This window comes from Micromonospora sp. C31 (genome assembly GCF_018070575.1).
Taxonomy (GTDB): domain Bacteria; phylum Actinomycetota; class Actinomycetes; order Mycobacteriales; family Micromonosporaceae; genus Micromonospora.
In genome coordinates this window covers 259,055-281,123 of sequence record NZ_JAGPXN010000004.1, presented here as the reverse complement: position 1 = coordinate 281,123, position 22,069 = coordinate 259,055, and the positions used below count along the sequence as shown (strand labels likewise).

Sequence of the window (22,069 nt, the reverse complement as noted above, 5' to 3'; positions counted from 1 at the left end):
CCCCGGCCGGCGCGGCACCTGCCGCGGGTCGACGTCCGGCGCGTCCGCTGGCAGGACCACGATGGCACAGCGGACGCGCCGGACGTTGGTCGGCCCGGTGGTCGGGGGCGGGGCGGATGGCGGCGGGGCGCCGCCAGCCGCCGGGCGGTCAGCCCTTGCGCCACTTCTGGTTGGCGGTGCCCGCGCAGTCCCAGAGCTGGAGCTTCGCGCCGTCGGCGCCGTTGAAGTCCCGGATGTCGACGCACCTGCCGGACTGGGGGTTGACCAGGTCACCGGCCGCGTTCAGGGTGAACCGCTGCGCGCCAGTGCCGTTGCAGGTGTAGAGCTGCACGAGCGCGCCGTTGCCGGTCGCGCCGCCATCGACGTCCATGCACTTGTCGTTCTGGCTGCGCAGGGTGTCGCCGGTGAACGTCCATTTCTGCGCGTCGGTGCCGTTGCAGTTCCACATCTGCAACTGCGCGCGGTCGACGAAGGCCGAGTTCGGCACGTCGATGCACTTGTCGTTCCAGTTGCTGAGCACGGGCACCGCGCCGCCGGGGTTTCCGGGCCCGCCGCCGCCCGCGCCGAACGGGCTCAGGACGACTCCGGCCGCACGGGGGTCGCCGTCGTGGACCAGGGACTCGAACGCGCCGACGTCGTCGAAGGCGAAGGCGTACGCCCTGCCGTCGGTCATGTTGGCGTGGATGACGCGGGCGTAGTGGTTGGTCGGGTTGTTGCGGTAGAACTCGGCGGCGTTGGTGCTGGGTTGGGTGTCGATGGTGCCGAGCGTGCCCCGGTTCAGCGCGGCGCAGAGCGTCCGGGAGATCGGCCCGACGACCGGGTCGTTGGGTGCGGGCAGATCGCCGTCGCAGCCCCAGACGCTCGCCGACGAGGGCCGGTTGAAGGAGGCGACCACCTGGCCGGCGCCGTTGGTGAAGGTCATGACGCCGCCCGACGTACGCCCGAAGTAGCGGACGTTCGGCTGGTCGGCGAACGGCACCACGGTCAGCGTCCTGGTCGTGTACGCGTTCCATGCGGACGCGATGTAGGAGTCCAGGTAGGTGGCGCTGAACAGGCCGGCACCGGCCGCCTTGCCGGGCGCGAGCACCCGCAGCACGGTCCCGTCGGAGCGGGTGTGCACCGTGTTCGCCCAGCCGGGCTGCGACCGGATGCCCTCGATGATCGCGTTGCGGCCACCCGCGACGACGTCACCGGTGCGCTTGGTGACGCCGTTGGCGCCGGTCACCGTGACCGCGTGCGGCACCGCGAACATGTCGACCTGCGAGCTGTTGAGCCACAGGCCGGCGTCGTTGTAGGTGAACTCGCTCCAGTCGAACAGGATGTCGCGGTTGGCGTCGCCGGCCGCCCAGGGCGCGGGTTGCACCAGGCCGTCCGGGGTGAGGAAGAACCTGAGCTTCGCACCGAAGGAGAAGTAGACGCGGCCGGAGAAGCCGCGCGGGAACCGGATGGTCGTGCTGCCGCCGTTGCCGGGGCCCGGGATCGAGGCGTCCGGCGCGGGCGACGGCGGGAGTTGCCCGCCCGACCACGGGACGAAGGTACCGCCCTGGTTGACGTAGCCGAGGCGGCCGCTGGAGAGCTGCACGCCGATGACGTACAGGTGGACGGCCTCGCCCCGGCCGGTGCTGTTGGTGACCGTGACGGGCAGCAGGGCGGGGCCGACGGCGTGGGCGGGGGTCGCGGCGACGGTCACCGAAACGGCGGCGACCAACGCGGAAACGGCGGCGAGCAGCCTTCTTCGGAGCTTCACGTGAACTCCTCCTCAGGGTGGTGGCAGACAACCGAGAGAGCGCTCTCTCAGCGTCGCGCCGGCGGCGCCGCCCTGTCAATAGACACGTGCCGATGACCCGTCGGGGTCCGCGCTCCATCACCCCGGGTTGACCGCACCGCCACAATGAGGCATGACGTCGAATCGATGGCAGCCCCTGGCGGTGCCCCTCCTGCCGGTCGTGGCACTCGTCCTGGGCGGATGCGGGTCCTCCGGCGACACGCCGAACGCAGGCACGCCACCCGCAGCGTCCTCGACTTCGCCGGCATCCGCGCCCGCCACGCCGTCGCCGAGCGGTGTCGCGCCCTCGCCGTCCCCGCTCTCCGCGCGCGACGGCACCGACGTCCGGGCGTGCCGGGACGGCACCTGCGAGATCGTCGTACGGGGCAAGGTCGATGTGCCCCTGGACCGGCGGTTCGGCTTCACCGATTTCACGGTGACCTTCATTCCGCCGAAGAGGACACAGTTCTTCGGCGGCGACCCGGTCAACGGCAACCTGCGTGGCCACGTCGACGGCACCGGGGAGCTCAACGCCAACGACATCAGCGTGCAGGTCGTGGCGATCTCCGACTCGGGCGCCGTCCTGCGCTTCTCGCCCCGCTAGCAGCGCCTCCGCACCCGCTCCCGTCCGTGGTCGAGGAGCAGGCCCCGGCCCCGGCGGGGTACGCCACCCCGGCCGTGACCGGGCCCGCGTCACCCGTGCAGGTCACGCCGCCGGTAGCCGGCGACACCCGCCGTCGCCAGCGCCACGGCCAGGCCGGTCATGGCCAGCGCGACGCTCCAGTCGACACCGGCGAGCGGAACCGGTGCCAGGTGGGCGAAGGGTGAGAGCTCGCGCACCCAGGCCGGTGCGCCGACGCTGTCGGCGATCACCAGCAGGAGGAACCCGCCGGTCGCGGGCATCGACCCGGCGACCCCGGCCGCCCGGGGAGTCCAGCCGGTGGCGCAGGTGGCCGCGCCGAGGCTGAGCAGCACGATGGGCAGCGTGTTCCAGGCCCCTGCGAGCGCGGCCAGCAGGGTCAGGCCGCCGCCGGTCGCGGCGATGCCCGCCCAGACGGCAAGCCCGGCGACGGTGACCAGGACGACGGCACCGCCGGTCGCGGCGGCGACCTCGGCGGCGAGCAACCGGAACCGGCTGACCGGCTGGGCCGCCGACAACGTCAGCTGGCGGCCGGTCTCGGCGGCGACGAATGCCGACATACGCACCGCGGTGAAACCCCCCACGGGAAGGGCGAGCAGCGCGAACAGGGTCGCCGTGAACCCCTCGACCGCGCCCAGCGCGGTGAACCCGGCCCGTGCCGCCTCGGCGGCGAAAGCCGGGTTGTCGGTCAGGAAGTCGGTGACCGACAACGTGGTGAAGCCGATGAGCAGGTAGTAGGCGCCCACGCCGAGGGCCCACCCGGTCAGCGGTCGCAGCACGCGCCGCACGGCGAACGCCTCCACGCTGCCGAGCAGCACCAGCCGGGATCGACGACCGGCGGCGGCTGCCACGAGACCACCCCGGACATCGCGGTGGCCGGCGGCGACGATCGCGGCGCCACCGAGCACCACGGCCACGGCGAGCAGGACCAACAGCGGCAGGACGTCGTTGCGCGCGTACGGCTCGGTGAGGGCGAGCAGCCCGAACGGCGACAGCCAGCGCAACCAGCCCAGCTCGGTGAGGCCGTCGCCGATCATCCGCGCGAGCAGGCCGCCGCCGAGCACCGCCACCGCGGCTCCGGTCGCGCTCGCCCGCACCGGGAACACCTGCGCCGCGAGACCGGCGACGGCGACGAAGAACAACCCGAGCAGGCCGATGCCCGCACCGTGCACCACGGCACCGGCGGGTTCGGTGCCGGCCAGCAGCAGCACGGCGGCCACGGCGCCGCCGGCGGCGACTGGGACGATCATGACGGCGGCCAGGTGGCGGGCCGCCACCTCGGGCAGCGGCACCCGGCTGGCCAGCAGCACGTCCCACCGGCCGGCGTCCTCCTCGCCCCGGGTGATGCGGGTGGTGGCCAGGATCGCCCACGCGGCGAGCAGGACGGCGACGAAGGTGCCGACCCGCCACACCGTGAAACCGCCCGCCCGGTCGAGCGCGACCGGTTCGCCGAACAGGGTCCGGATGGCCGGGTTGCCGGCGAGCCTGGCAATGCCGTCCGCCGCGGCCGGATCGGCCATGACGCTGTCGTAGGTGGTCGCCACCAGGGCGGGCATGGCGGCGGTGAGGCCCAGCACGATCAGGCCGGTGCGCCGCAACTGGCGCAGCGCCAGCCCGGTGATCGCCCTTCCGGGGGCCGCCGGCACGCTCAGGCCCCGAGCGGTGGTCACCGGCCGGCCGCCGTGCCGTAGTAGTCGAGGAAGATCTCCTCCAGGCTCGGCTCACGGATCGCCAAGGCCCGCACGTCGGCGGCCGCGAGCGCACGCAACGCCGGTGCGGGCGCTCCGACGAGCGAGAACCGCAGCCGCCCCTCGCCGACCTGCTCGACCGATTCGACGCCAGGAACCTCACCGAGGCCCGGTGGCGGCGCACCCGTGTAGGAGACCGTCACCTCGGCGCGACGCAGGCCCCGCAGCTGCTCCATCGAGGCGATCTCGACGAGCTGACCGGCCCGCAGGATCGCGACGCGATCGCACACCGCCTCGACCTCGTCCAGCTGGTGCGAGCTGAGGAACACGGTCTGCCCGCGATCACGGGCCTGCCTGACGGCGGTGCGGAACTCGCGCTCCATCAGCGGGTCGAGGCCGCTCGTCGGCTCGTCCAGCACCAGCAGCGGCGCGCGGGTGGCGAACGCCGCGACGAGCGCGACCTTCTGCCGGTTGCCGGTCGAGTAGGTACGGGCCGGCTTGGCGGTGTCGAGCGCGAACCGTTCCACGAGTTCGTCCCGGTAGGCCAGGTCGGTGCCGGGGCCGGTGGACGCCTGCAGGTGCAGGATCTCCGCGCCGGTCAGGTGCGGCCACAACGCGACGTCAGCGGGCACGTACGCCAACAGCCGGTGCGCCCGGGCGACGTCCGTCGCGTCGGTGCCGAAGATCCAGGCGCGGCCGGAGGTGGGGCGGGCCAGGCCGAGCAGCATGCGGATCGTGGTGGACTTTCCGGCGCCGTTGGGCCCGAGGAACCCGAACACCTCACCGGCCGGCACGTCGAGAGACAGGTCGTCGAGCGCCGTGACCCGACCGTACCGTTTGGTCAGGTGGACGGCACGCAGCGCAGGATCGTTCATCGAGGGGGTCCTTGTCAGCCGATGCGGATACGACCGCCGACCAGACTTCCCGGCACACCGGACCTCACCGTACTCCCGCGCTCGCCCGGCAGGAAGCCCTCCTGTCGGGACGCCGCGCGGTGAGGGGCCTGCGCCCGCTCGTTGCCGGACCCCGGCAACGGTGGCGGACGATGTCGGCCGGAATCCGACCTGGATTCCGGCGCCGGCCGATCGCGACGATAGGGGCATGACGAGCGATCTGGCCGTACTGACCGAGGACTTGACCAAGTTCTACGGTGACCATCGCGGCCTCGAGGGCCTGAACCTCGAGGTCGGGGCCGGTGAGGTGATGGGCTTCCTCGGGCCCAACGGCGCCGGCAAGACCACGACCATCCGGCTGCTGCTGGACTTCCTGCGCCCCACCCAGGGTCGCGCCACCGTCCTCGGTCTGGACCCGCGCCGCGACAAGGCCGCCCTGCACCGTCAGATCGGCTACCTCCCCGGCGAGCTGGCGTTCCCTGGCCGGGACACCGCCGCGGACCTGCTGCGCTTCTTCGGCGACGCGCGCGGCGGGGTCGCCTGGTCCCGGGTGACGGAGCTGGCCGGGCGGCTCGAGGTGGACCTGTCCCGGCCGGTCCGGGCGATGAGCAAGGGCAACAAGCAGAAGGTCGGACTGATCCAGGCGTTCATGCACCAGCCCGCCCTGCTCATCCTGGACGAGCCGACCAGCGGCCTGGACCCGCTCATGCAACAGGAGTTCCTGGGCATGGTGCGTGACGCCAGGTCGGCCGGTCAGACCGTCTTCATGTCCTCCCACGTGCTCGCCGAGGTGCAGCAGGTCGCCGACCGCGTGGCGATCGTGCGGGCAGGCCGGCTGGCCGCCGTCGAGCGGGTCGAGTCGCTCGGCAGACGCGCCGTGCGCGCCGTCGAGATCCACTTCCACGATCCGGTCGATCCCCGCGCCTTCAGCGCACTGCCCGGCGTCAGCGACGTGGTGGTTTCGGGGCCGGTACTCAGGTGCACCGTCGACGGGCGCCTCGACGCACTGATCAAGGCGGCGGCACGGCACGAGGTCGTCGACCTGCTGTCGGCCGAACCCGACCTGGAAGAGACCTTCCTGTCGTTCTACTACCACTCCGAAGGAGCCGACGATGCTTCCCGCGCTCGTCCGTAAGACCTGGCGCGACGACCGTCGTGCGCTGCTCGGCTGGACCGTCGGCCTCGCCGCCTTCACCGGCATCTACACCTCCTTCTACCCCCAGTTCCAGGGAGCGGCACAGCTGAAGCAGGACGCGCTGCCCAAGGGCATGCTCGACTTCCTCGGCATCGCCGACATGCTCTCGCCGACCGGCTACCTGCAGGCGACGATCTTCAGCCTGATCGGGCCGCTACTGGTGCTCATGGGTGCGATCACGCTGACCGCCCGCACCATCGCCCGGCCGGAAGAGGACGGCGGCATGGAACTGCTGCTCGCCAGCCCGGTCTCCCGCCTCGCGTTCGCCGGTCAGCGGCTGGCCGCCACCGGCACGGCCGTGACCGTGATCGCGGCGGTCCCGTGGCTCCTGCTCATGGTCATCGTCCCGGCGATCGGGATCGACGTCGCGTTGTCGAACGTGGCCGCGGCCGGGGCGGGACTGGTCGCCCTGGCGTGGTGCTTCACCGGGGTCGCCTTCCTCGCCGGCGCGGCCACCGGAAGGCGCACCACCGTCCTGGCGGTCACCGGGGCGCTGGCCGTCGCCACCTACATGGCCAACGCGATCGGCGGTATGGTCGACGGCTGGCACTGGCTGCGCTGGCTGTCACCGTTCCACTACTTCATCGGTACCGATCCGCTGAACACCGGTTGGCACCCGGCAGCCCTGCTCACCCTCGTGGCCGTCGGCGCGGTCACCACGCTCGCCGGGCTGATCCTGTTCGACCGCCGCGACATCGGTGTCTGAGACCGGCCGTCGGCCGTCACCGGCACCACCGCGATCACGCCGGGAAGGAACCGCCGATGGGTGACGACACCTGGCTCGCCGACACCTGGGCCGAACTGCTGCACCGCCCGGCGGACGACCGGCGGCTGCGATCGGCCGCCGACGTGGGTGGACGCGCCGCGGACAGGAGCGTGCCGCTGCGTGACCTCGTCGACGGAGCCCTGCGCGCCACCGCCGCCCGGCTGGCGGCGACCCCGGTCGATCCCGCGGACACCACCGCCACACTCCACGACCGCGCGCACGCCCTGCTGGACACCACCCGCCGTCTGCTGGCGGCGGCCCTCGACGGGTACGCCGAGCAGACCCGCGCCGAGCTCGACCGCCACGACAACGAACGCGCCACCTTCGTCAACGACCTGCTCGCCGGACGCGCCGATCCCGGTCGCCTCGCCGAGCGCGCCCACCGCTACGGCATCCGCCTGTCCGCCACCCACACCGTCATCGTCGCCCGCACACCCGACCTGACACCGGAGGTGGTGCACCGCATCGACGCGGCCCTCGCCGCCCGGTTCGGCGAGGGCAACACCCTCACCACCCGGCGCAACGGCGACCTGGTGTGCATCAGCGCCGGCGGTCTACGCGGTATCAGCGCCGAACTGGCGCACCTGCTGCTCGCCGAAGTCGGCGCCGACCGGTGGCAGATCGCCGTCGGCCGCACCCATCCCGGGCTCCAGGGCCTGTCCACCTCGCTCGACGAGGCCCACAACACCCTCGACCACGCCGCCCGGCTGGGCTTCACCGCGCCCGTCCTCAACGCCGCCGACCTGCTGGTCTTCCCGGTGCTGCTGCGCGACCGCGACGCCATCACCGACCTGGTCAGCACGGTCCTCGGGCCACTGGGCACAGCGCGCGGCGGGGTGCGGCCGTACCTGGACACCCTGGCCGTGCTCTTCGACAACCAGGGCAACTACACCGCCACCGCCCGGCAGCTGCACCTGTCCGTCCGCGCCGTCACGTACCGCCTCGACCGCATCCGAGCCCTCACCGGCTACCACCCGGGCGAACCCACGCAGCGCTTCACCCTGCACACCGCCGTACTCGGTGCGCGGCTCCTCGGCTGGCCCACCTGACGCAGGCAGGGTTCGTCGGCCGCCGTCAGGGCCGGGGCGCGGTCGATCCGGCGCCGGTCACCCGGGCGATCGCTTCGGCACGGCTGTCGTACGCCGGGAGCACCTCGTCCAGACGCAGGGTCCGCAGCACGGTCCGCAGGAACGGCGACGGCGCGGCGAGGCTCAGCGTCGCGCCCCGGGCGGCGCAGTCGCGGTGGGCGCCGACGAGCAGGCCCAGCCCGGTGGAGTCGATCAGGCGGACGTTGGTCAGGTCGACGATGACGTGCCCGCCCATGTCGGTGGCGTGCACCAGGGCCGTACGCAGAGTGCCCGCGCCGTCGACGTCGATGTCTCCCGCGCACGTGATGACGGTCGCGTCGCCGCGATGGTCGATGCCGAGGATCCCGCCCGGCCCCGGGTCGTTCGTGGTCGCGTCCTGGGCGCCCGCCAGCAGGGTGCAGTGGGCGCAGCGGTGTGGCCCCTCGGCGAGCGGCGAGCCGGTCCAGTCGTGGTCGGACACCAGTTCCCAGACCACGCCGGGCGGGCCGCCCGTCGACTCGACGACCGTCTCGCCGCAGACATCGCAGATCAGTGTCGTGTGCTCGTCACCCCGGACGACGCTCATCGTGACGGTCCCCTCCCTCCACCGCATCCGTACGGCGTCGTCGCCGCACGTTCGCGCGCGTGCGCTGTCGTTGCGTCCACAACCTGCCGGCCGCGATTCGCGGTAACCCTTCGGGCGGATGACGGTTGTGTGACAGATCCACCCCGCCCGTCGCAGGTCCTCCGTCCCGGCCGCCGCCCGGCCCCCGTTGGAGATCGGCGTGGTCACCGTTGCCCGGGTCAAGCGCCGCAGCGCGCCGCACGCCGTCAGGCCGGCCCGGCGTCGCCCCAGGCGGCGCGTCTTACGCCGTCAGGCCGGCCCGGCGTCGCCCCAGGCGGCGCGCACGAGGGCGGGAAGCACCTGGGCTGCCGGGCCGCGCAGGTTCACGTCGGCCACGGCGTCCAGGGCCGTCTCCTCCGGGTTGACCTGCACCACGGTCGCCGCGAAGCGCGCGGCCACCCGGGGGATCTCGGCGGCGGGATACACCAGGCCCGAGGTGCCCACGGTCAGCAGCAGATCGCACGCGGACGCCGCCTGCACGGCGGCCTCCAACGCGGCGGTCGGCAACGCCTCGCCGAACCACACCACCCCCGGCCGGACGAGGCCCGCGCAGTGCGCGCACCGGGGCGGGGCCGCGCGGCGGCCGTCACCCGGCTCGTCCGGCACCCCGTCGGGCACCGGCGCGGGACGGGCACAGGCCGAGCACCGCGGCGCGGACAGGCTGCCGTGCAGGTGGATCGGCGCGACGGAGCCGGCGCGCTCGTGCAGGTCGTCGACGTTCTGCGTGACGACGACCGCGTGGGCGACGCGGGCCTCGATCGCCGCCACGGCCACGTGACCGGCGTTCGGGCGAGCCCGCGCCACGGTGGCCCGTCGCCACTCGTACCAGCCCCAGACCAGCGCGGGATCCTCGCGGAAGGCCTCCGGCGTGGCGAGCCGCTGCGCGTCGAAACTGCGCCACAGGCCGGTGAGGGCGTCGCGGAAGGTCGGCACGCCGCTCTCCGCCGAGACGCCCGCGCCGGTGAAGACCACGATGCGTCGGGCCTGCGCCAACAGCGTCCCGGCATCCCGCACCGACCGCTCCCCCATCCGGCCCGCTCCCTCCGACGCCCGTACGACAGGCAAGACTAGTGCGGCGACGCCTGGCGAGCGGAGCCGACCGCCTCCGCGAATTTGTTCTGCCTTGCGCACTTCACCGCGTACGGCGAGCCCGTTTCCCCGGGGGCGCGGGCCGGCCGGGGCCGGGGCCGCGCCAGCCTACCTGCCCATTCTCCCGGCCGGTCGGTGGAATTGCCGCGACGGACCGGATGAATGGGAATCCCACGGCACCGGTCGGAGGCTGGTGTGATCGCGTACCGCCCGATAAGAATGGCGCAGGCGCCCAGGCGAAAGGCATGTCGTCCATGATTATTCCGAAGGTCGTGTCCCGGGACGAGTGGGTCGAGGCCCGCAAGGAACTGCTCGACCACGAGAAGGAGATCACCCGCCGCCGGGACGAGATCACCGCGCTGCGGCGCCAACTGCCGGCGGTCGCCGTCGAGAAGGACTACTCCTTCACCGGACCCGCCGGCGCCGTGCGGCTGGCGGACATGTTCGAGGGGCGACGGCAACTGATCGTCTACCACTTCATGTTCGATCCCGACTGGACCGAAGGCTGCACGAGCTGCTCGCTGTTGGTCGACAACTTCGGCCACCTCGCGCATCTGCACGCCGGCGACACGACGCTCGCCGTGGTCTCCCGCGCGCCGTACGCGACCCTCGCATCCTTCCGGAGCCGGATGGGCTGGGGCTTTCCCTGGTACTCCTCGCACGGCAGCGACTTCAACTACGACTTCCACGCCACCAACGACCCGGCCGTCGCACCGGTGGAATACAACTACAAGGACGCCGAGACCCTGGCCGCGCAGGGCCTCGCCGGCTTCATCAAGGGCGAGGGCCACGGCCTGAGCGTGTTCGTCCGCGACGGCGAGCGGATCCTGCACACCTACTCGATGTACGGCCGGGGTCTGGAGACGGTGCTCAACACCTACAACTACCTGGACCTCACGCCGCTGGGCCGGCAGCGCTACGTCAACGAGTTCCCCCTCCACGACACCTACGGGACGGACTCCGCCGGCGGCGACTGCCACTGCCACTGACGGCGATCGGCGCCACACTCACCCGGGCGGGCAGTTGTTGCTCTTGCGTCTGACCGTGTATTCGGTGTCGTCGTGGGTGATTCCCGACGGCGTACCGTCGAAGTACGCCTCGACCTTCTCCCAGCCGCGCCGCTGCTCGTAGTGCAGGTGGGGAGCGCCGGAGTTGCCGGTGCTGCCCACCCGCCCGATCTGCTCGCCCTGGGCGACCCGCTGACCTACCCGGACCAGCGGCGGCTCCAGCAGGTGCAGATACTGCGTCTCCCACTTGCCGCCGTGGTCGATCTTCACCCAGTAGCCGCCGCCACGCCCGCGCGGGCCGTCCGGGTCCTCGGGCGTACGCCCGCCCAGCGAACCGTTGATCCCCGCCACGGTCACCTCCCCCGCGTAGGACGCGAGCACCGGCCGCCCCCACGCCCTGCCCTCGGTCGGGAACAGGTCCACGTCGTAGTCGTCGTGACCGGGATAGGTGCCCAACTGCCACGTCTCGCCGCACGCGACGGGAAGCTGGAAGAGCGGACGCGGCCCCGCCGGCCGCACCAGCGGCACGACCACCACGACGACGAGGACGGCGACGGCGAGGAACACCGCCACCGCGCCGGAGACGAGCACGACGCGGCTGCGGCGGCTGCGGACACGGCGGTGGGTGCGGGGACTGGTGAGGTGGCCGGTCGTCACCGGCCCGAGCATGGCAGACCCCGGCAACGCCCGCGGAACGGGTCACCGTGAAGGCGGGCCTGCGCGCCGGCTGGCTCGCCGGCGACGACCTGCACACCGGCGAACGGGACCGCTGGTGGACGGCGCACGGCAAGCGGGTCCTGGTCGCCGGTCGGCGTCGACCGGAGCGCGCGCTGACGCTGCTCGAGCGGTACGCGCCCACCGGGTACCTCCCCGGCGACCTGGCGGACTACGGTGCGCTCGCCGCGTACACGCCGGGCGGGTGCTGGCCCTGCTGACCGAGGCGCCCCGGGGTCGACGGGCTGCGTCGATGTCCGCCCACGGCGGCTCGGCCCGTGGCCGAGGCTGGTTCGGGGGTCGCGCGCGACCGGGGAACCAGCCTCGGCCACACGGTTCAGACCCGGGTTACCCGGACGGCGTCGGCCACCACGTAGCCCGCGGCGCTGGTCCAGCGGCTCACCGCGACCAGGTTCCGGTCACCGGCCGCCAGTCCGAAGGTGCCCAGCGAACGCCAGACGCCGCCGTTGGCGCGCTGGTCCAGGGCGATCGTGCGGTTGCCGGAGGCGGTGACGACCACGTGCGGGGCCGAGGCGCTGTAGCCGGGGTCGGCCGGGTGCCGTACCTCGATCCGGTAGTTGCCGGCCGCCGGAATGTTCACCTTGAACCAGGCTGCGTCGCTGGCGGGCGTGGGGGTGGCGAAGCGGTAGTCGGCACCGTAGCGCTGGGCCGAGTACGAGGAGGCGCCCCAGTTGGTGCTCGCCGTGAACCGCCCCACCGTGGCGTTGTCCACGACGGTGCTGAACGTGGGCGGGTTGGGCGCGCTCAGGCCGAGGTGGGCCGCGATGCCCTCCGCGTGCCCGCGGGCGATGGCGGTGATGAAGTCGGCCCGCTTGAGCAGGTTCGAGTCGGCGACGCTGTCGATGAAGAGGTTCTCGGTCAGCACCGCGGGCATGGCCGCCTCGCGCAGCATGTGGAAGTTCGCGGTCTTCAGCCCACGGTCGGTGACCCCACCGATCGTCCGCATGGCGCCGATCACCCTCGGGTGCAGCGCGTTGTGCAGGTTGACGGTGGTCGCGCTCGCCGACGGGTACCGGTAGCTCTCGAAGCCGGTGCCGCCGCCGGAGTTGATGTGCACGCTCACGAGCAGGTTGGCGCCCCACGCGTTGGCGTCGTCGGTGCGGTACGCCAGGCTGCGCGTGACGTCGGTCGTGCGGGACATGCGCACGTCGACGCCCCAGTTTGCCAGCAGGATGCTGCGCAGTTGCAGGGAGATGTCGAGCGTCAGGGCCTTCTCCTGCAGCCCGTTGCCGACCGCGCCGGGGTCGGTGCCGCCGTGGCCCGGGTCGATGTAGACCTTCGGCAACGCCGCCCACGCCGGGCCGGCGACGATCGGGACGGCCGCGGCACCGGCGACGGCGGCCAGGAGGGTACGCCGCCGGAGCGTCGGGTTGTCGAACATGTGCACCTCGTCATCGGGAGAGATCGACAGTGCCCGCAATATAGCGGGACATCGATGCAACATGAAAGATGTCTACGCCTCTGGATCTGCGGTCTGAAGGTTTCCTCCTCCGCGCCGCCGTGCCGGCCCATGGGCGGGGCCACGGCACGCCCTGCGCTGCCGCCCACGCCGCTCAACCAGATTCCTGCAGGCCATCCTCGCCCTACATCACGTCGAGAACCCAACCCACCGCAGTCGAAAAACGCCCACTATCAGGACAAGATGAATGCGCAAATGGTCCTCGCCCATGGGCTTGACCGCGACTCGGCAACTCGCCTCCGCACCAATCGCCATCACCACCCAAGAGGAGGTGGATCGCGGCCAACAACAGCGTGGTGCGCCAGGTCGAAGGACCAATTACGAACCGTCCAGCGCCGCCGGGTGGTCACGCCCCTCTGGGGTTGACCCGATCCGACAGACAGTGACCAACGACTACGTCCGCCGGGACCACCATCCTTGCGCCGCATTGGACGTGCCTTGTCAGCCAGACCCAGCGCATACGCCGCCATCAGGAGTTGCTACGCCTGCTGCGTGCCATCGACCGAGCAGGCCACGACCGAGCTGGAACTACACATCATGCTGGGCAGCTACGGCACCCACATGACGCCCGCCGCCCAGCAGGGGCTCATTGGGCACGCCGGCTCCACCCGCACTTCACCCCGAGCCACTCGTCGCGGCTCAACCCTGGTCGAACTGGTTCCGCGACACAACCTACCGTGCACCACGTCGGTTGGCCCACCACAGTCTCGCCGACCTGAAAGCCGATGCAACCCCTGGATCGCGGCCTGGAACACCGACTCAAGCCGTCCACCTGGACCGAGACGGCAGACGACATAATCGAAACAATCGTCGCGCCCTGCCAACGAATGAACAACTGCCAACACCAGGCACGATTGAATTGACAGTCATTGATCATCGTGGCAAGCTCGGAGCTCCCCCAAACAGAACGGAGCTTCAATGCGCGCGATTCGAAAGGTCCTCGCTGCCACCGCCGTCACCGGCGCGACCGCGGTGTCCCTGCTGGCGGGTGCGGCCCCTGCGTCCGCCGACGCTGGAGCCAACGCAGTCGGCTGGTACACGGGGTACGGCTCGGGATCCTCCGCCTCGCTCGCCATCTGGTCGGCAGAGAGCGACGCCAAGTTCAAGGCCCAGATGGGCGGCTTCAACCCGTACCTCGACTGCCGCACGACCTACAGCAGCAGCTCGAAGATCAGCGACTACTACTACACCGCCAACGTGCAGCTGTACTGCTACACCTTCAGCTGAGCCACCACTCGCCCGATCGCTGGAAGGAATTCGTCGGGCACCGCCAGGCGTGCCCCTTCCGGTCGTCGGCGGTTTGCGCGGGGCGCGGAGGACGTACCAGCTCATCCGCGTACGCACGACGTCGCCGCGGTGCGTCCGCTGGCCGCCACCCACAGTCCGCGACGCGCCGATCGGGATCAGCTCCCGATCGGCGCGTTCGGCAAACACTGGTCGGCGTGGCGACCGAATTCACTTGGCGTTGAAGTAGCTGGCCTCCGGGTGGTGCACCACGATCGCGTCGGTCGCCTGCTCCGGGATCAGCTGAAACTCCTCCGACAGCTGCACCCCGATCCGCTGCGCGCCCAGCAGCTCCACGATCTTCGCCCGGTCCTCCAGGTCGGGGCAGGCCGGGTAGCCGAACGCGTACCGGCAGCCCCGGTAGTCGGTACGCAGCAGACCCGCCAGGTCCGCCGGGTCGTCGTCGGCCACCGTACGTCCGCCGGGCAGGGCCAGCTCGGCGCGGATCCGCCGGTGCCAGTACTCCGCCAGGGCCTCGGTGAGCTGCACCGACAGCCCGTGCACCTCCAGGTAGTCGCGGTACTCGTTGCGGGCGAACATCTTCGCCGTGTACTCGCTGATCGGCTGCCCCACCGTGACGAGCTGCAACGCCACCACGTCCGGCTCGTCGCCGCGCAGGCGGAAGAAGTCGGCCAGGCAGAGCCGCCGTTCCTGTCGCTGCCGCGGGAAGGAGAACCGCGCCCGCTCCGAGTGCCCGTTCTCGTCCAGCACCACCAGGTCGTTGCCTTCGGCGTACGCGGGGAAGTAGCCGTACACCACGGCCGCCTCCAGCACCTGGTCGGCGATCAGCCGGTCCAGCCAGTAGCGCAGCCGGGGCCGGCCCTCGGTCTCCACCAGCTCCTCGTAGGACGGCCCCTGCCCGCTGCGGGCGCCCCGCAGGCCCCACTGCCCGAGGAAGGTGGCCCGCTCGTCGAGCAGCGCCGCGTAGTCGGCCAGCGGCACGCCCTTGACCACCCGGGTGCCCAGGAACGGCGGGGTGGGCACCTCCACGTCGGTGGCCACGTCGGAGCGTACCGACGCGTCGTCCAGCTCCGGCAGCGACTCGCTGACGATCGCCCGCTGCCGCTCGCGGCGCGCCCGGCGGGCCGCCAGCGCCGCCTCCCGCTCCGCGTCGATCACCGGCGCCCCGCCGCGCTTCGCCGTCATCACCCGGTCCATCAGGGACAGTCCCTCGAAGGCGTCCCGGGCGTAGTGCACCTGGCCGGGGAACATCGACCGCAGGTCGTCCTCGACGTACGCCCGGGTCAGTGCCGCCCCGCCGAGCAGCACCGGCCAGCGCTCCGCGACCCCGCGCGACGCCATCTCGGCGAGGTTCTCCTTCATGATCACCGTGCTCTTCACCAGCAGGCCCGACATGCCGATCGCATCGGCCCGGTGCTGCTCGGCGGCCTCCAGGATCGCGTTGATCGGCTGCTTGATGCCGATGTTCACGACCTCGTAGCCATTGTTGGACAGGATGATGTCGACCAGGTTCTTGCCGATGTCGTGCACGTCACCGCGCACGGTGGCGAGCACGATGCGGCCCTTGCCGCCGTCCTCGGCGGTCTCCATGTGCGGCTCCAGGTACGCCACCGCGGTCTTCATCACCTCGGCGGACTGGAGCACGAACGGCAACTGCATCTGCCCCGAGCCGAACAGCTCGCCGACGACCTTCATGCCGTCGAGCAGGATGTCGTTGATGATGGACAGGGGGCGGCGCCCCTGCGCCATCGCCGCGTCCAGGTCGGCCTCCAGGCCGTTGCGTTCGCCGTCGATGATCCGCCGCTTCAGCCGCTCCTCCAGCGGCAGCGCGGCCAACTCCTCCGCCCGCCCGGCCCGTGCCGACGCGGCGTCCACGCCCTCGAAGATCTCGATGAACCTCTGCACCGGGTCGTAGCCCTCGCGGCGCCGGTCGTAGACGAGGTCCAGCGCCACCTCCCGCTGCTCGTCGGGGATCTTGTTGAACGGCAGGATCTTGCTGGCGTGCACGATGGCGCTGGTCAGGCCGGCCTGGCGGCACTCGTGCAGGAACACCGAGTTGAGCACCTGCCGGGCAGCCGGGTTGAGCCCGAAGGAGACGTTGGAGATGCCGAGGGTGAAGTTGACGCCCGGCCAGCGGCGGGCGATCTCCCGGATCGCCTCGATGGTCTCGATGCCGTCGCGCCGGGTCTCCTCCTGGCCGGTGGCGATCGGGAACGTCAAGGCGTCGATCAGGATGTCCGCTCGGTCCATCCCCCAGCGCCCGGTGAGGTCCTCGATCAGCCGACCCGCGACCCGCACCTTCCAGTCGGCGGTGCGCGCCTGCCCCTCCTCGTCGATGAGCAGCGCCACCACGGCGGCGCCGTGCTCCCGGACGATGGGCATCACCCGGGCGTAGCGGGACTCCGGCCCGTCGCCGTCCTCGAAGTTGACCGAGTTGACCACGCACCGGCCGCCGAGCATCTCCAGCCCCGCCTCGACCACCGGCGGCTCGGTCGAGTCCAGCATGATCGGCAGCGTGGAGGCGGTGGCGAAGCGGCCGGCGAGCTCCCGCATGTCCTGCGTGCCGTCGCGCCCGACGTAGTCGACACACAGGTCCAGCAGGTGCGAGCCGTCGCGGGCCTGGCTGCGGGCGATCTCCACACAGGCCCGCCAGTCGCCGGCGAGCATGGCCTCGCGGAAGGCCTTGGAGCCGTTGGCGTTGGTCCGCTCCCCCACCATCAGCAGGGAGGCGTCCTGCGCGAACGGCACCGGGTGGTAGACCGACGAGACGCCGGCCTCGTGGTGCGGCTCGCGCGGCGCGGGCCGCGCGCCGTGCAGCCGCTCGGCCAGGACCCGGACGTGCTCCGGAGTGGTGCCGCAGCAGCCGCCGACCAGCGAGACGCCGTACTCGGTGACGAACCGCTCCAGCGCGTCGGCCAGTTCGACGGGGGTCAGCGGGAAGTAGGCCCCGTCGGCGGTCAGCACCGGCAGACCCGCGTTGGGCATCACCGACAGCGGGATGCGGGAGTGCCGGGAGAGGTAACGCAGGTGCTCGCCCATCTCGGCCGGCCCGGTCGAGCAGTTGAGCCCGATCAGGTCGACCCCCAACGGCTCGATGGCCGCCAGCGCCGCCCCGATCTCGCTGCCCACCAGCATCGTGCCGGTCGTCTCCACGGCGACGTGGCAGATGATCGGCACCGGCCGGCCGAGCCGCGCCATGGCCCGCTTCGAGCCGACCACCGCGGCCTTGACCTGGAGCAGGTCCTGGCAGGTCTCCACGATCAGCGCGTCCGACCCGCCCTCGATCAGGCCCTCGGCGTTCTCCTGGTAGGCGTCGCGCAGGGTCGCGTAGTCGGCGTGCCCGAGGGTGGGCAGCTTGGTGCCCGGGCCGATCGAGCCCAGCACGAAGCGGGGCCGCTCGGGCGTGCCGTACGCGTCGGCGGCCTCCCGGGCGAGGCGGGCGCCCGCCTCGGAGAGCTCGCGGATGCGGTGCTGGATGTCGTACTCAGCCAGGTTGGCCAGGTTGGCGCCGAAGGTGTTGGTCTCGACACAGTCCGCCCCGGCGGCCAGGTACGCCTCGTGCACGCCGCGCACGACGTCCGGCCGTGTCGCGTTGAGGACCTCGTTGCAGCCCTCGTAGCCCTCGAAGTCGTCCAGGGTGAGGTCGGCCGCCTGCAGCATCGTGCCCATGGCGCCGTCGGCGACGAGAATCCGGTCTGCCAGTACGTCGAGCAATGAGGTCCGCACGGGATCAGGTTAGTGCCGCCGCGACCCGACCGGCCCCCCCGGACGTGCCTTCCCACATTGTGTCAGCGGGATCACGCTGTCCGGTTCATCGCGGTATGACCGGCCACCCCCGGGCCTGACCGGCGCGGCCGACGGGCCGCATCCCGCCCCGACACGTAGGCTGACGGACGTGAAGGACTACAGCGACAGCACCGCGCCCGGCGGGCGGACGGCCGGATCCGACGCCGGCGCCGCCCCCGACGAGCAGGGTGAGGTGACGGCGTGACCGAGTTCGACGGACTGCCGGTGCTGCGGTCCCCCGTGGCGATCGCCGCGTTCGAGGGCTGGAACGACGCCGCCGACGCGTCCACCGCCGCCGTCGAGCACCTGGAGCAGGTGTGGCAGGCGCGGCAGGTCACCGAGCTGGACCCGGAGGACTTCTACGACTTCCAGGTCAGCCGCCCCACCATCACGATGGCCGAGGGCGAGACCCGCCGGGTGGAGTGGCCGACGACGCGCTTCATGGTGGCCAGCCCCGAGGGCACGGAGCGGGACGTCGTGCTGATCCGGGGCATCGAGCCGAGCATGCGGTGGCGCACCTTCTGCGAGCAGGTCCTGGAGATCTGCCACAGCCTTGAGGTCGAACGGGTGGTCGTGCTCGGCGCGCTGCTGGCCGACGTGCCGTACACCCGGCCGCTGCCGATCAGCGGCAGCGCCTCCGACGCGGAGGCCGCCCAGCGCTACCAGCTCACCCCCACCCGCTACGACGGGCCGACCGGGATCGTGGGCGTGCTGCACGACGCCTGCAACAAGGCCGAGGTCGACGCCGTCTCGTTCTGGGTGCACGTGCCGCACTACGCCAACAACCCGCCCTGTCCCAAGGCCACGCTCGCCCTGCTGCACCGCGTCGAGGAGGTGCTCGACCTGCCGGTGCCCATGGCCGACCTGGCCGAGGAGGCCGCCGAGTGGGAGCAGCGGGTGCGCAGCGCCGCCGAGCAGGACGCCGAGCTCGGCGAGTACGTGCGCGAGTTGGAGGAACGGGTCGGCGACGCGGGCATCACCCCGCTGACCGGTGACGAGATCGCCCAGGAGTTCGAGAAGTACCTGCGCCGCCGGGGCGGCTCCGCCGGCCCCACCGCCGGTTCCTGGTAGCCGCACCGCGTCGGTTCACGCGCCGCGGGGCCACTCGGCTGGTTGCCGCCTGCACGGCAGGTGGGCCGCCCGGTTGTGCGACCGGGCGACCCACCGTGGTCCGTGCGTCGAGGTTGCCGATCGCTGATCAGCGACCGGTCACTTCAGAAACCACTCGTTGGTCTCGTAGTCGGCGCGCCCGTCGGTGAAGTCGGTGTGGGTCCACACCCGCAGGAAGGTCTGTCCGTGCCAGAACTCGGTACGGGCCCAGACCTGCTTCGTCGCCCAACTGTGGTGGTACAGGGCCCGCACCCATCCGTCGCCCATCTCGGTGGTGCTCCGCCAGCCCCAGTCACAGGCCGTCGGGCTGCACGCGCCGAACGGGCGGATGTCCAGGGACGACGGCGGACGGGTGCAGATCCCGGTCTCGGCGTCGCAGACCACCGTGTCACTGCAGGAGAAGCGGACGCTCACCCGCACGATGGTCGGGTCGACCGTGGTGATGTTGGACCAGTTGCCCAGCATGGCGGGGGTGGAGCAGACAGCCTGCGCCGGTGCTGCGGTCGTGACGTTGGCCGCCACGGTCAGCCCCAGCGTCAGTGTCGCAGCGGCGAGGATCGTCGCTACGACACGCGTCAGCGCGGTGCGCGGGATCGCGTGCTTTCCCATAGGTGGCATATTTTCCGCCTTTCGTCGAGGTCAGTCGAGCGACACGGTAGATGGCTCTCGCCACCTCGCCGTCCTGTTTGTCCAGCCGGCTGAAGGGGTGGCGGTGCCCACCTCGCGTAGGGCATCCTAGGAACCTAGCTGTTCACTGGTGGGAGGAACGCCATGCAGATCAATCCGGGGGCGGCCGAGTTCCCGCACCGCCAGATCGCCGCGCAGCTCAAGGCCCAGATCCGCCGCGGCGACTGGGCCCCGGGCGAGCGGCTGCCGTCCATCCCGGCCATCGCCGAGATGTTCGGCGTGGCGAAGCAGACCGTGCAGCGCGCCGTCGACCAGCTTCGGGTCGAGGGCATCCTGATCACCAAGCCCGGCTCCGGGACGTACGTCCGAGGCACCCGGCGGCGGCTCAACCGGCTCTCCCGGGGCCGCTACGGCGGCTTCCGCGGCTACCACACCGACCTGGCGGCGCGGTACCGGCAGCAGCTCGTCTCGGTGGGCCGGGCCCCCGCCCCGCCGGAGGTGGCCGACGCGTTCGGCGTAACCGACGGCACCGACCTGCTCTGCCGCCGTCACCTCGTGCGCACCGAGGACTCCCCCGTCGAGGTGGGCGCCTCCTGGTTCCTGCCCGCCGACGCCGCCGGCACCTCGCTGGAGCGCGCCGAGGCGTTCGGCCGCCCGCTGTACCAGGAGGCCGAGGAGGCCACCGGCCGGCGGTACGTCTCCGCCACCGACACCATCAGCGCCCGCCAGCCCAGCCGGGAGGAGGCGGAGATCCTCCAGATCCGTCCCGACACCCCGGTGCTGCACCTGCTGCACGTCGCCTACGACGGCCGCCGCAGACCGATCGAGGTGGCCCAGGCCACCTGGCCCGGCCCGGTCACCACGCTGACCGAGGAATACAAGATCCCCGCCCCGCCCGCCGACCCGGCCCCGGACCCGGGCCTGGCCCTCGCCTGACGAACCGCCGCGTCGATCGTGGACCAGTGGTGGGCGGTCACCACCGATGCGCACCCTGTGCGGGGCACGGGGCACCACAACAGCAGGATCGACGCCGCCGAGCGGCACGGGGGCGAGGGGTGGGGTGGAGGGGAGTCAGAGGCGGAGGCCCAGGAGGGCGTCCAGGGTGGCGGCGAAGAGGGCGGGGGCGGCCGGGTCGTCGGCGGTGCCGACGAGGGTCGCGTCGGCCCACCGGTCGGCCAGCGCCAGGGCGCCCGGGGAGTCGAGGTCGTCGGCGAGGCGGGCGCGTACGCCAGCCAGGAACTCCTCGCCCGACGGGCCGGCGGGCGCGGCGGCGGCCCGCCGCCAGCGGTCCAGCCGCTCGTGCGCGCTGGCGAGCAGCTCGTCGGTCCAGGCGCGGTCGGCGCGGTAGTGCCCGGAGAGCAGGGCCAGCCGGACCGCCATCGGGTCGACCTGGTCGGCGCGCAGCCGGGAGACGAAGACCAGGTTGCCCCGGGACTTCGACATCTTCTCGCCGTCCAGACCGATCATGCCGGCGTGCACGTAGTGGTCGGCGAACGGCGCCGCGCCGGTGAGCCGCTCGGCGTGCGCGGCGGAGCACTCGTGGTGAGGGAAGATCAGGTCGTTGCCGCCGCCCTGCACGTCGATCCGGTCGCCGAGCAGGTTGAGCGCGATGACCGCGCACTCGATGTGCCAGCCGGGGCGGCCCGCACCCAGCTCGCCGCCCGGCCAGGACGGCTCGCCCTCGCGGGCACCCCGCCACAGCAGCGGGTCGAGCGGGTCACGCTTGCCGGCCCGGTCCGGGTCGCCGCCGCGCTCGGGGAAGATCTCCAGCATCTGCGCGCGGGTCAGGTTGGACTCGTAGCCGAAGCGGGGCGAGGCGGCGACGTCGAAGTAGACGTCCCCGGTGCCGTCCTCCAGGCGGTACGCGGCGCCGTCCTTGAGCAGCAGGAGCACCTTGTCGGCGATGTCCGGGATGGACTCGACCGCGCCGACGTAGTGCGCCGGTGGGATGATCCGCAGCGCCTCCATGTCCTCCCGGAACAGCGCGGTCTCCCGCATCGCCAGGACCTTCCAGTCCTCGCCGTCGCGCTCGGCGCGCTCCAGCAGCGGGTCGTCGATGTCGGTGACGTTCTGCACGTAGTGCACGTCCCGGCCGGCGTCCCGCCACACCCGCTGCACCAGGTCGAACGCGATCATGGTGGCGGCGTGGCCCAGGTGGGTGGCGTCGTACGGGGTGATGCCGCAGACGTACATGGTCGCGGTGCCGCTCGGGTCGCTCGGGTGGGCGCCCTGCCGCGCCGAGTCGAACAACGACAGCGGCTGGCCCCTGCCCGGCAGCCGCGGCACCTCATGTCCCGCCCAAGAGTCCATGACCGTCAGCCTAACCAGCCTTCGCGGCGCGGCAGGACCGCCCCACAGTGATCATCATGACA

The 22,069-nt window shown here is 72.1% G+C and carries 19 protein-coding genes; 9 read left to right on the top strand and 10 right to left on the bottom strand.

All coding sequences use genetic code 11. From position 1 onward, the window contains the following. Nucleotides 1-148: 148 nt before the first annotated feature. Nucleotides 149-1,747, bottom strand: coding sequence for a beta-1,3-glucanase family protein (locus KBX06_RS08895; RefSeq protein ID WP_210833754.1), 1,599 nt, complete (start codon nt 1,745-1,747; stop codon nt 149-151). 151 nt (nt 1,748-1,898) lie between these two features. Here KBX06_RS08895 and KBX06_RS08890 point away from each other — a divergent pair, with 151 nt between their 5' ends. Further along, a complete protein-coding gene (locus tag KBX06_RS08890; RefSeq protein ID WP_210833753.1) occupies nt 1,899-2,369 on the top strand; it encodes a hypothetical protein in 471 nt (156 codons plus the stop codon). An 89-nt stretch (nt 2,370-2,458) separates the two neighbouring features. On the opposite strand, the gene KBX06_RS08885 is transcribed toward KBX06_RS08890, so the two are convergent. Then, on the bottom strand, nt 2,459-4,075 hold the full coding sequence (locus tag KBX06_RS08885; protein ID WP_210833752.1) for an ABC transporter permease: 1,617 nt from the start codon (nt 4,073-4,075) through the stop codon (nt 2,459-2,461). After that, entirely contained in the window at nt 4,072-4,968 is an 897-nt protein-coding gene (locus tag KBX06_RS08880; RefSeq protein ID WP_210833751.1) for an ABC transporter ATP-binding protein, read from the bottom strand. The genes KBX06_RS08885 and KBX06_RS08880 overlap by 4 nt, the downstream gene beginning before the upstream one ends. A 226-nt stretch (nt 4,969-5,194) precedes the next feature. Between KBX06_RS08880 and KBX06_RS08875 the strand changes: the two genes are divergently transcribed. Genes KBX06_RS08875 through KBX06_RS08865 form a run of 3 tightly spaced genes read left to right on the top strand, consistent with a single transcriptional unit; the run spans nt 5,195 to nt 7,996 of the window. After that, complete coding sequence (locus tag KBX06_RS08875; protein ID WP_210833750.1) at nt 5,195-6,121, top strand: ABC transporter ATP-binding protein; 927 nt, start codon at nt 5,195-5,197, stop codon at nt 6,119-6,121. Continuing rightward, the gene (locus KBX06_RS08870; protein WP_210833749.1) at nt 6,099-6,887 is read left to right on the top strand and encodes an ABC transporter permease subunit; all 789 of its coding nucleotides are present in this window, start codon (nt 6,099-6,101) and stop codon (nt 6,885-6,887) included. The genes KBX06_RS08875 and KBX06_RS08870 overlap by 23 nt, the downstream gene beginning before the upstream one ends. A 56-nt stretch (nt 6,888-6,943) precedes the next feature. Next, nucleotides 6,944-7,996, top strand: a complete 1,053-nt coding sequence (locus tag KBX06_RS08865; RefSeq protein WP_210833748.1) for a CdaR family transcriptional regulator — start codon at nt 6,944-6,946, stop codon at nt 7,994-7,996. A gap of 25 nt (nt 7,997-8,021) precedes the next feature. On the opposite strand, the gene KBX06_RS08860 is transcribed toward KBX06_RS08865, so the two are convergent. Next, nucleotides 8,022-8,600, bottom strand: a complete 579-nt coding sequence (locus KBX06_RS08860; protein ID WP_210833747.1) for an STAS domain-containing protein — start codon at nt 8,598-8,600, stop codon at nt 8,022-8,024. A gap of 288 nt (nt 8,601-8,888) precedes the next feature. Further along, nucleotides 8,889-9,668, bottom strand: coding sequence for an NAD-dependent deacylase (locus KBX06_RS08855; protein WP_210833746.1), 780 nt, complete (start codon nt 9,666-9,668; stop codon nt 8,889-8,891). Between the two features lie 314 nt (nt 9,669-9,982). Here KBX06_RS08855 and KBX06_RS08850 point away from each other — a divergent pair, with 314 nt between their 5' ends. Continuing rightward, on the top strand, nt 9,983-10,717 hold the full coding sequence (locus KBX06_RS08850; RefSeq protein ID WP_210833745.1) for a DUF899 domain-containing protein: 735 nt from the start codon (nt 9,983-9,985) through the stop codon (nt 10,715-10,717). 18 nt (nt 10,718-10,735) lie between these two features. On the opposite strand, the gene KBX06_RS08845 is transcribed toward KBX06_RS08850, so the two are convergent. Next, nucleotides 10,736-11,404, bottom strand: coding sequence for a M23 family metallopeptidase (locus KBX06_RS08845; protein ID WP_210833744.1), 669 nt, complete (start codon nt 11,402-11,404; stop codon nt 10,736-10,738). Between the two features lie 35 nt (nt 11,405-11,439). On the opposite strand from KBX06_RS08845, the gene KBX06_RS08840 reads away from it, so the two are divergent. After that, nucleotides 11,440-11,670: a hypothetical protein gene (locus KBX06_RS08840; protein WP_210833743.1), complete on the top strand. Its 231-nt coding sequence runs from the start codon at nt 11,440-11,442 to the stop codon at nt 11,668-11,670. Between the two features lie 116 nt (nt 11,671-11,786). Here KBX06_RS08840 and KBX06_RS08835 read toward each other — a convergent pair whose 3' ends face one another. Beyond that, nucleotides 11,787-12,851, bottom strand: a complete 1,065-nt coding sequence (locus KBX06_RS08835) for an N-acetylmuramoyl-L-alanine amidase (protein WP_210833742.1) — start codon at nt 12,849-12,851, stop codon at nt 11,787-11,789. Between the two features lie 996 nt (nt 12,852-13,847). On the opposite strand from KBX06_RS08835, the gene KBX06_RS08830 reads away from it, so the two are divergent. Next, complete coding sequence (locus tag KBX06_RS08830) at nt 13,848-14,156, top strand: hypothetical protein (protein ID WP_210833741.1); 309 nt, start codon at nt 13,848-13,850, stop codon at nt 14,154-14,156. 228 nt (nt 14,157-14,384) lie between these two features. On the opposite strand, the gene metH is transcribed toward KBX06_RS08830, so the two are convergent. Then, entirely contained in the window at nt 14,385-17,900 is a 3,516-nt protein-coding gene (gene metH, locus KBX06_RS08825) for a methionine synthase (protein ID WP_210833740.1), read from the bottom strand. A gap of 261 nt (nt 17,901-18,161) precedes the next feature. Between metH and KBX06_RS08820 the strand changes: the two genes are divergently transcribed. Further along, nucleotides 18,162-19,031, top strand: coding sequence for a PAC2 family protein (locus KBX06_RS08820; protein ID WP_101409578.1), 870 nt, complete (start codon nt 18,162-18,164; stop codon nt 19,029-19,031). A gap of 138 nt (nt 19,032-19,169) precedes the next feature. Here KBX06_RS08820 and KBX06_RS08815 read toward each other — a convergent pair whose 3' ends face one another. Continuing rightward, nucleotides 19,170-19,679 (bottom strand): hypothetical protein, encoded by a 510-nt coding sequence (locus KBX06_RS08815; RefSeq protein ID WP_210833739.1) that lies wholly within the window; start codon nt 19,677-19,679, stop codon nt 19,170-19,172. A 162-nt stretch (nt 19,680-19,841) separates the two neighbouring features. On the opposite strand from KBX06_RS08815, the gene KBX06_RS08810 reads away from it, so the two are divergent. Further along, a complete protein-coding gene (locus tag KBX06_RS08810) occupies nt 19,842-20,633 on the top strand; it encodes a GntR family transcriptional regulator (protein WP_210833738.1) in 792 nt (263 codons plus the stop codon). Between the two features lie 135 nt (nt 20,634-20,768). Here the strand turns inward: KBX06_RS08810 and mshC are convergent, their stop codons facing one another. Then, nucleotides 20,769-22,007: a cysteine--1-D-myo-inosityl 2-amino-2-deoxy-alpha-D-glucopyranoside ligase gene (gene mshC / locus KBX06_RS08805; protein WP_210833737.1), complete on the bottom strand. Its 1,239-nt coding sequence runs from the start codon at nt 22,005-22,007 to the stop codon at nt 20,769-20,771. Between the last annotated feature and the right edge of the window lie 62 nt (nt 22,008-22,069).

Excerpts from the sequence above, each read along its gene's own strand:
- KBX06_RS08890 (WP_210833753.1), top strand. The coding sequence starts at position 1,899 with ATGACGTCGAATCGATGGCAGCCCCTGGCGGTGCCCCTCCTGCCGGTC.
- KBX06_RS08880 (WP_210833751.1), bottom strand. The coding sequence starts at position 4,968 with ATGAACGATCCTGCGCTGCGTGCCGTCCACCTGACCAAACGGTACGGT.
- KBX06_RS08875 (WP_210833750.1), top strand. The coding sequence starts at position 5,195 with ATGACGAGCGATCTGGCCGTACTGACCGAGGACTTGACCAAGTTCTAC.
- KBX06_RS08870 (WP_210833749.1), top strand. The coding sequence starts at position 6,099 with ATGCTTCCCGCGCTCGTCCGTAAGACCTGGCGCGACGACCGTCGTGCG.
- KBX06_RS08865 (WP_210833748.1), top strand. The coding sequence starts at position 6,944 with ATGGGTGACGACACCTGGCTCGCCGACACCTGGGCCGAACTGCTGCAC.
- KBX06_RS08860 (WP_210833747.1), bottom strand. The coding sequence starts at position 8,600 with ATGAGCGTCGTCCGGGGTGACGAGCACACGACACTGATCTGCGATGTC.
- KBX06_RS08855 (WP_210833746.1), bottom strand. The coding sequence starts at position 9,668 with ATGGGGGAGCGGTCGGTGCGGGATGCCGGGACGCTGTTGGCGCAGGCC.
- KBX06_RS08850 (WP_210833745.1), top strand. The coding sequence starts at position 9,983 with ATGATTATTCCGAAGGTCGTGTCCCGGGACGAGTGGGTCGAGGCCCGC.
- KBX06_RS08845 (WP_210833744.1), bottom strand. The coding sequence starts at position 11,404 with ATGCTCGGGCCGGTGACGACCGGCCACCTCACCAGTCCCCGCACCCAC.
- KBX06_RS08835 (WP_210833742.1), bottom strand. The coding sequence starts at position 12,851 with ATGTTCGACAACCCGACGCTCCGGCGGCGTACCCTCCTGGCCGCCGTC.
- KBX06_RS08830 (WP_210833741.1), top strand. The coding sequence starts at position 13,848 with ATGCGCGCGATTCGAAAGGTCCTCGCTGCCACCGCCGTCACCGGCGCG.
- KBX06_RS08815 (WP_210833739.1), bottom strand. The coding sequence starts at position 19,679 with ATGGGAAAGCACGCGATCCCGCGCACCGCGCTGACGCGTGTCGTAGCG.
- KBX06_RS08810 (WP_210833738.1), top strand. The coding sequence starts at position 19,842 with ATGCAGATCAATCCGGGGGCGGCCGAGTTCCCGCACCGCCAGATCGCC.
- mshC (WP_210833737.1), bottom strand. The coding sequence starts at position 22,007 with ATGGACTCTTGGGCGGGACATGAGGTGCCGCGGCTGCCGGGCAGGGGC.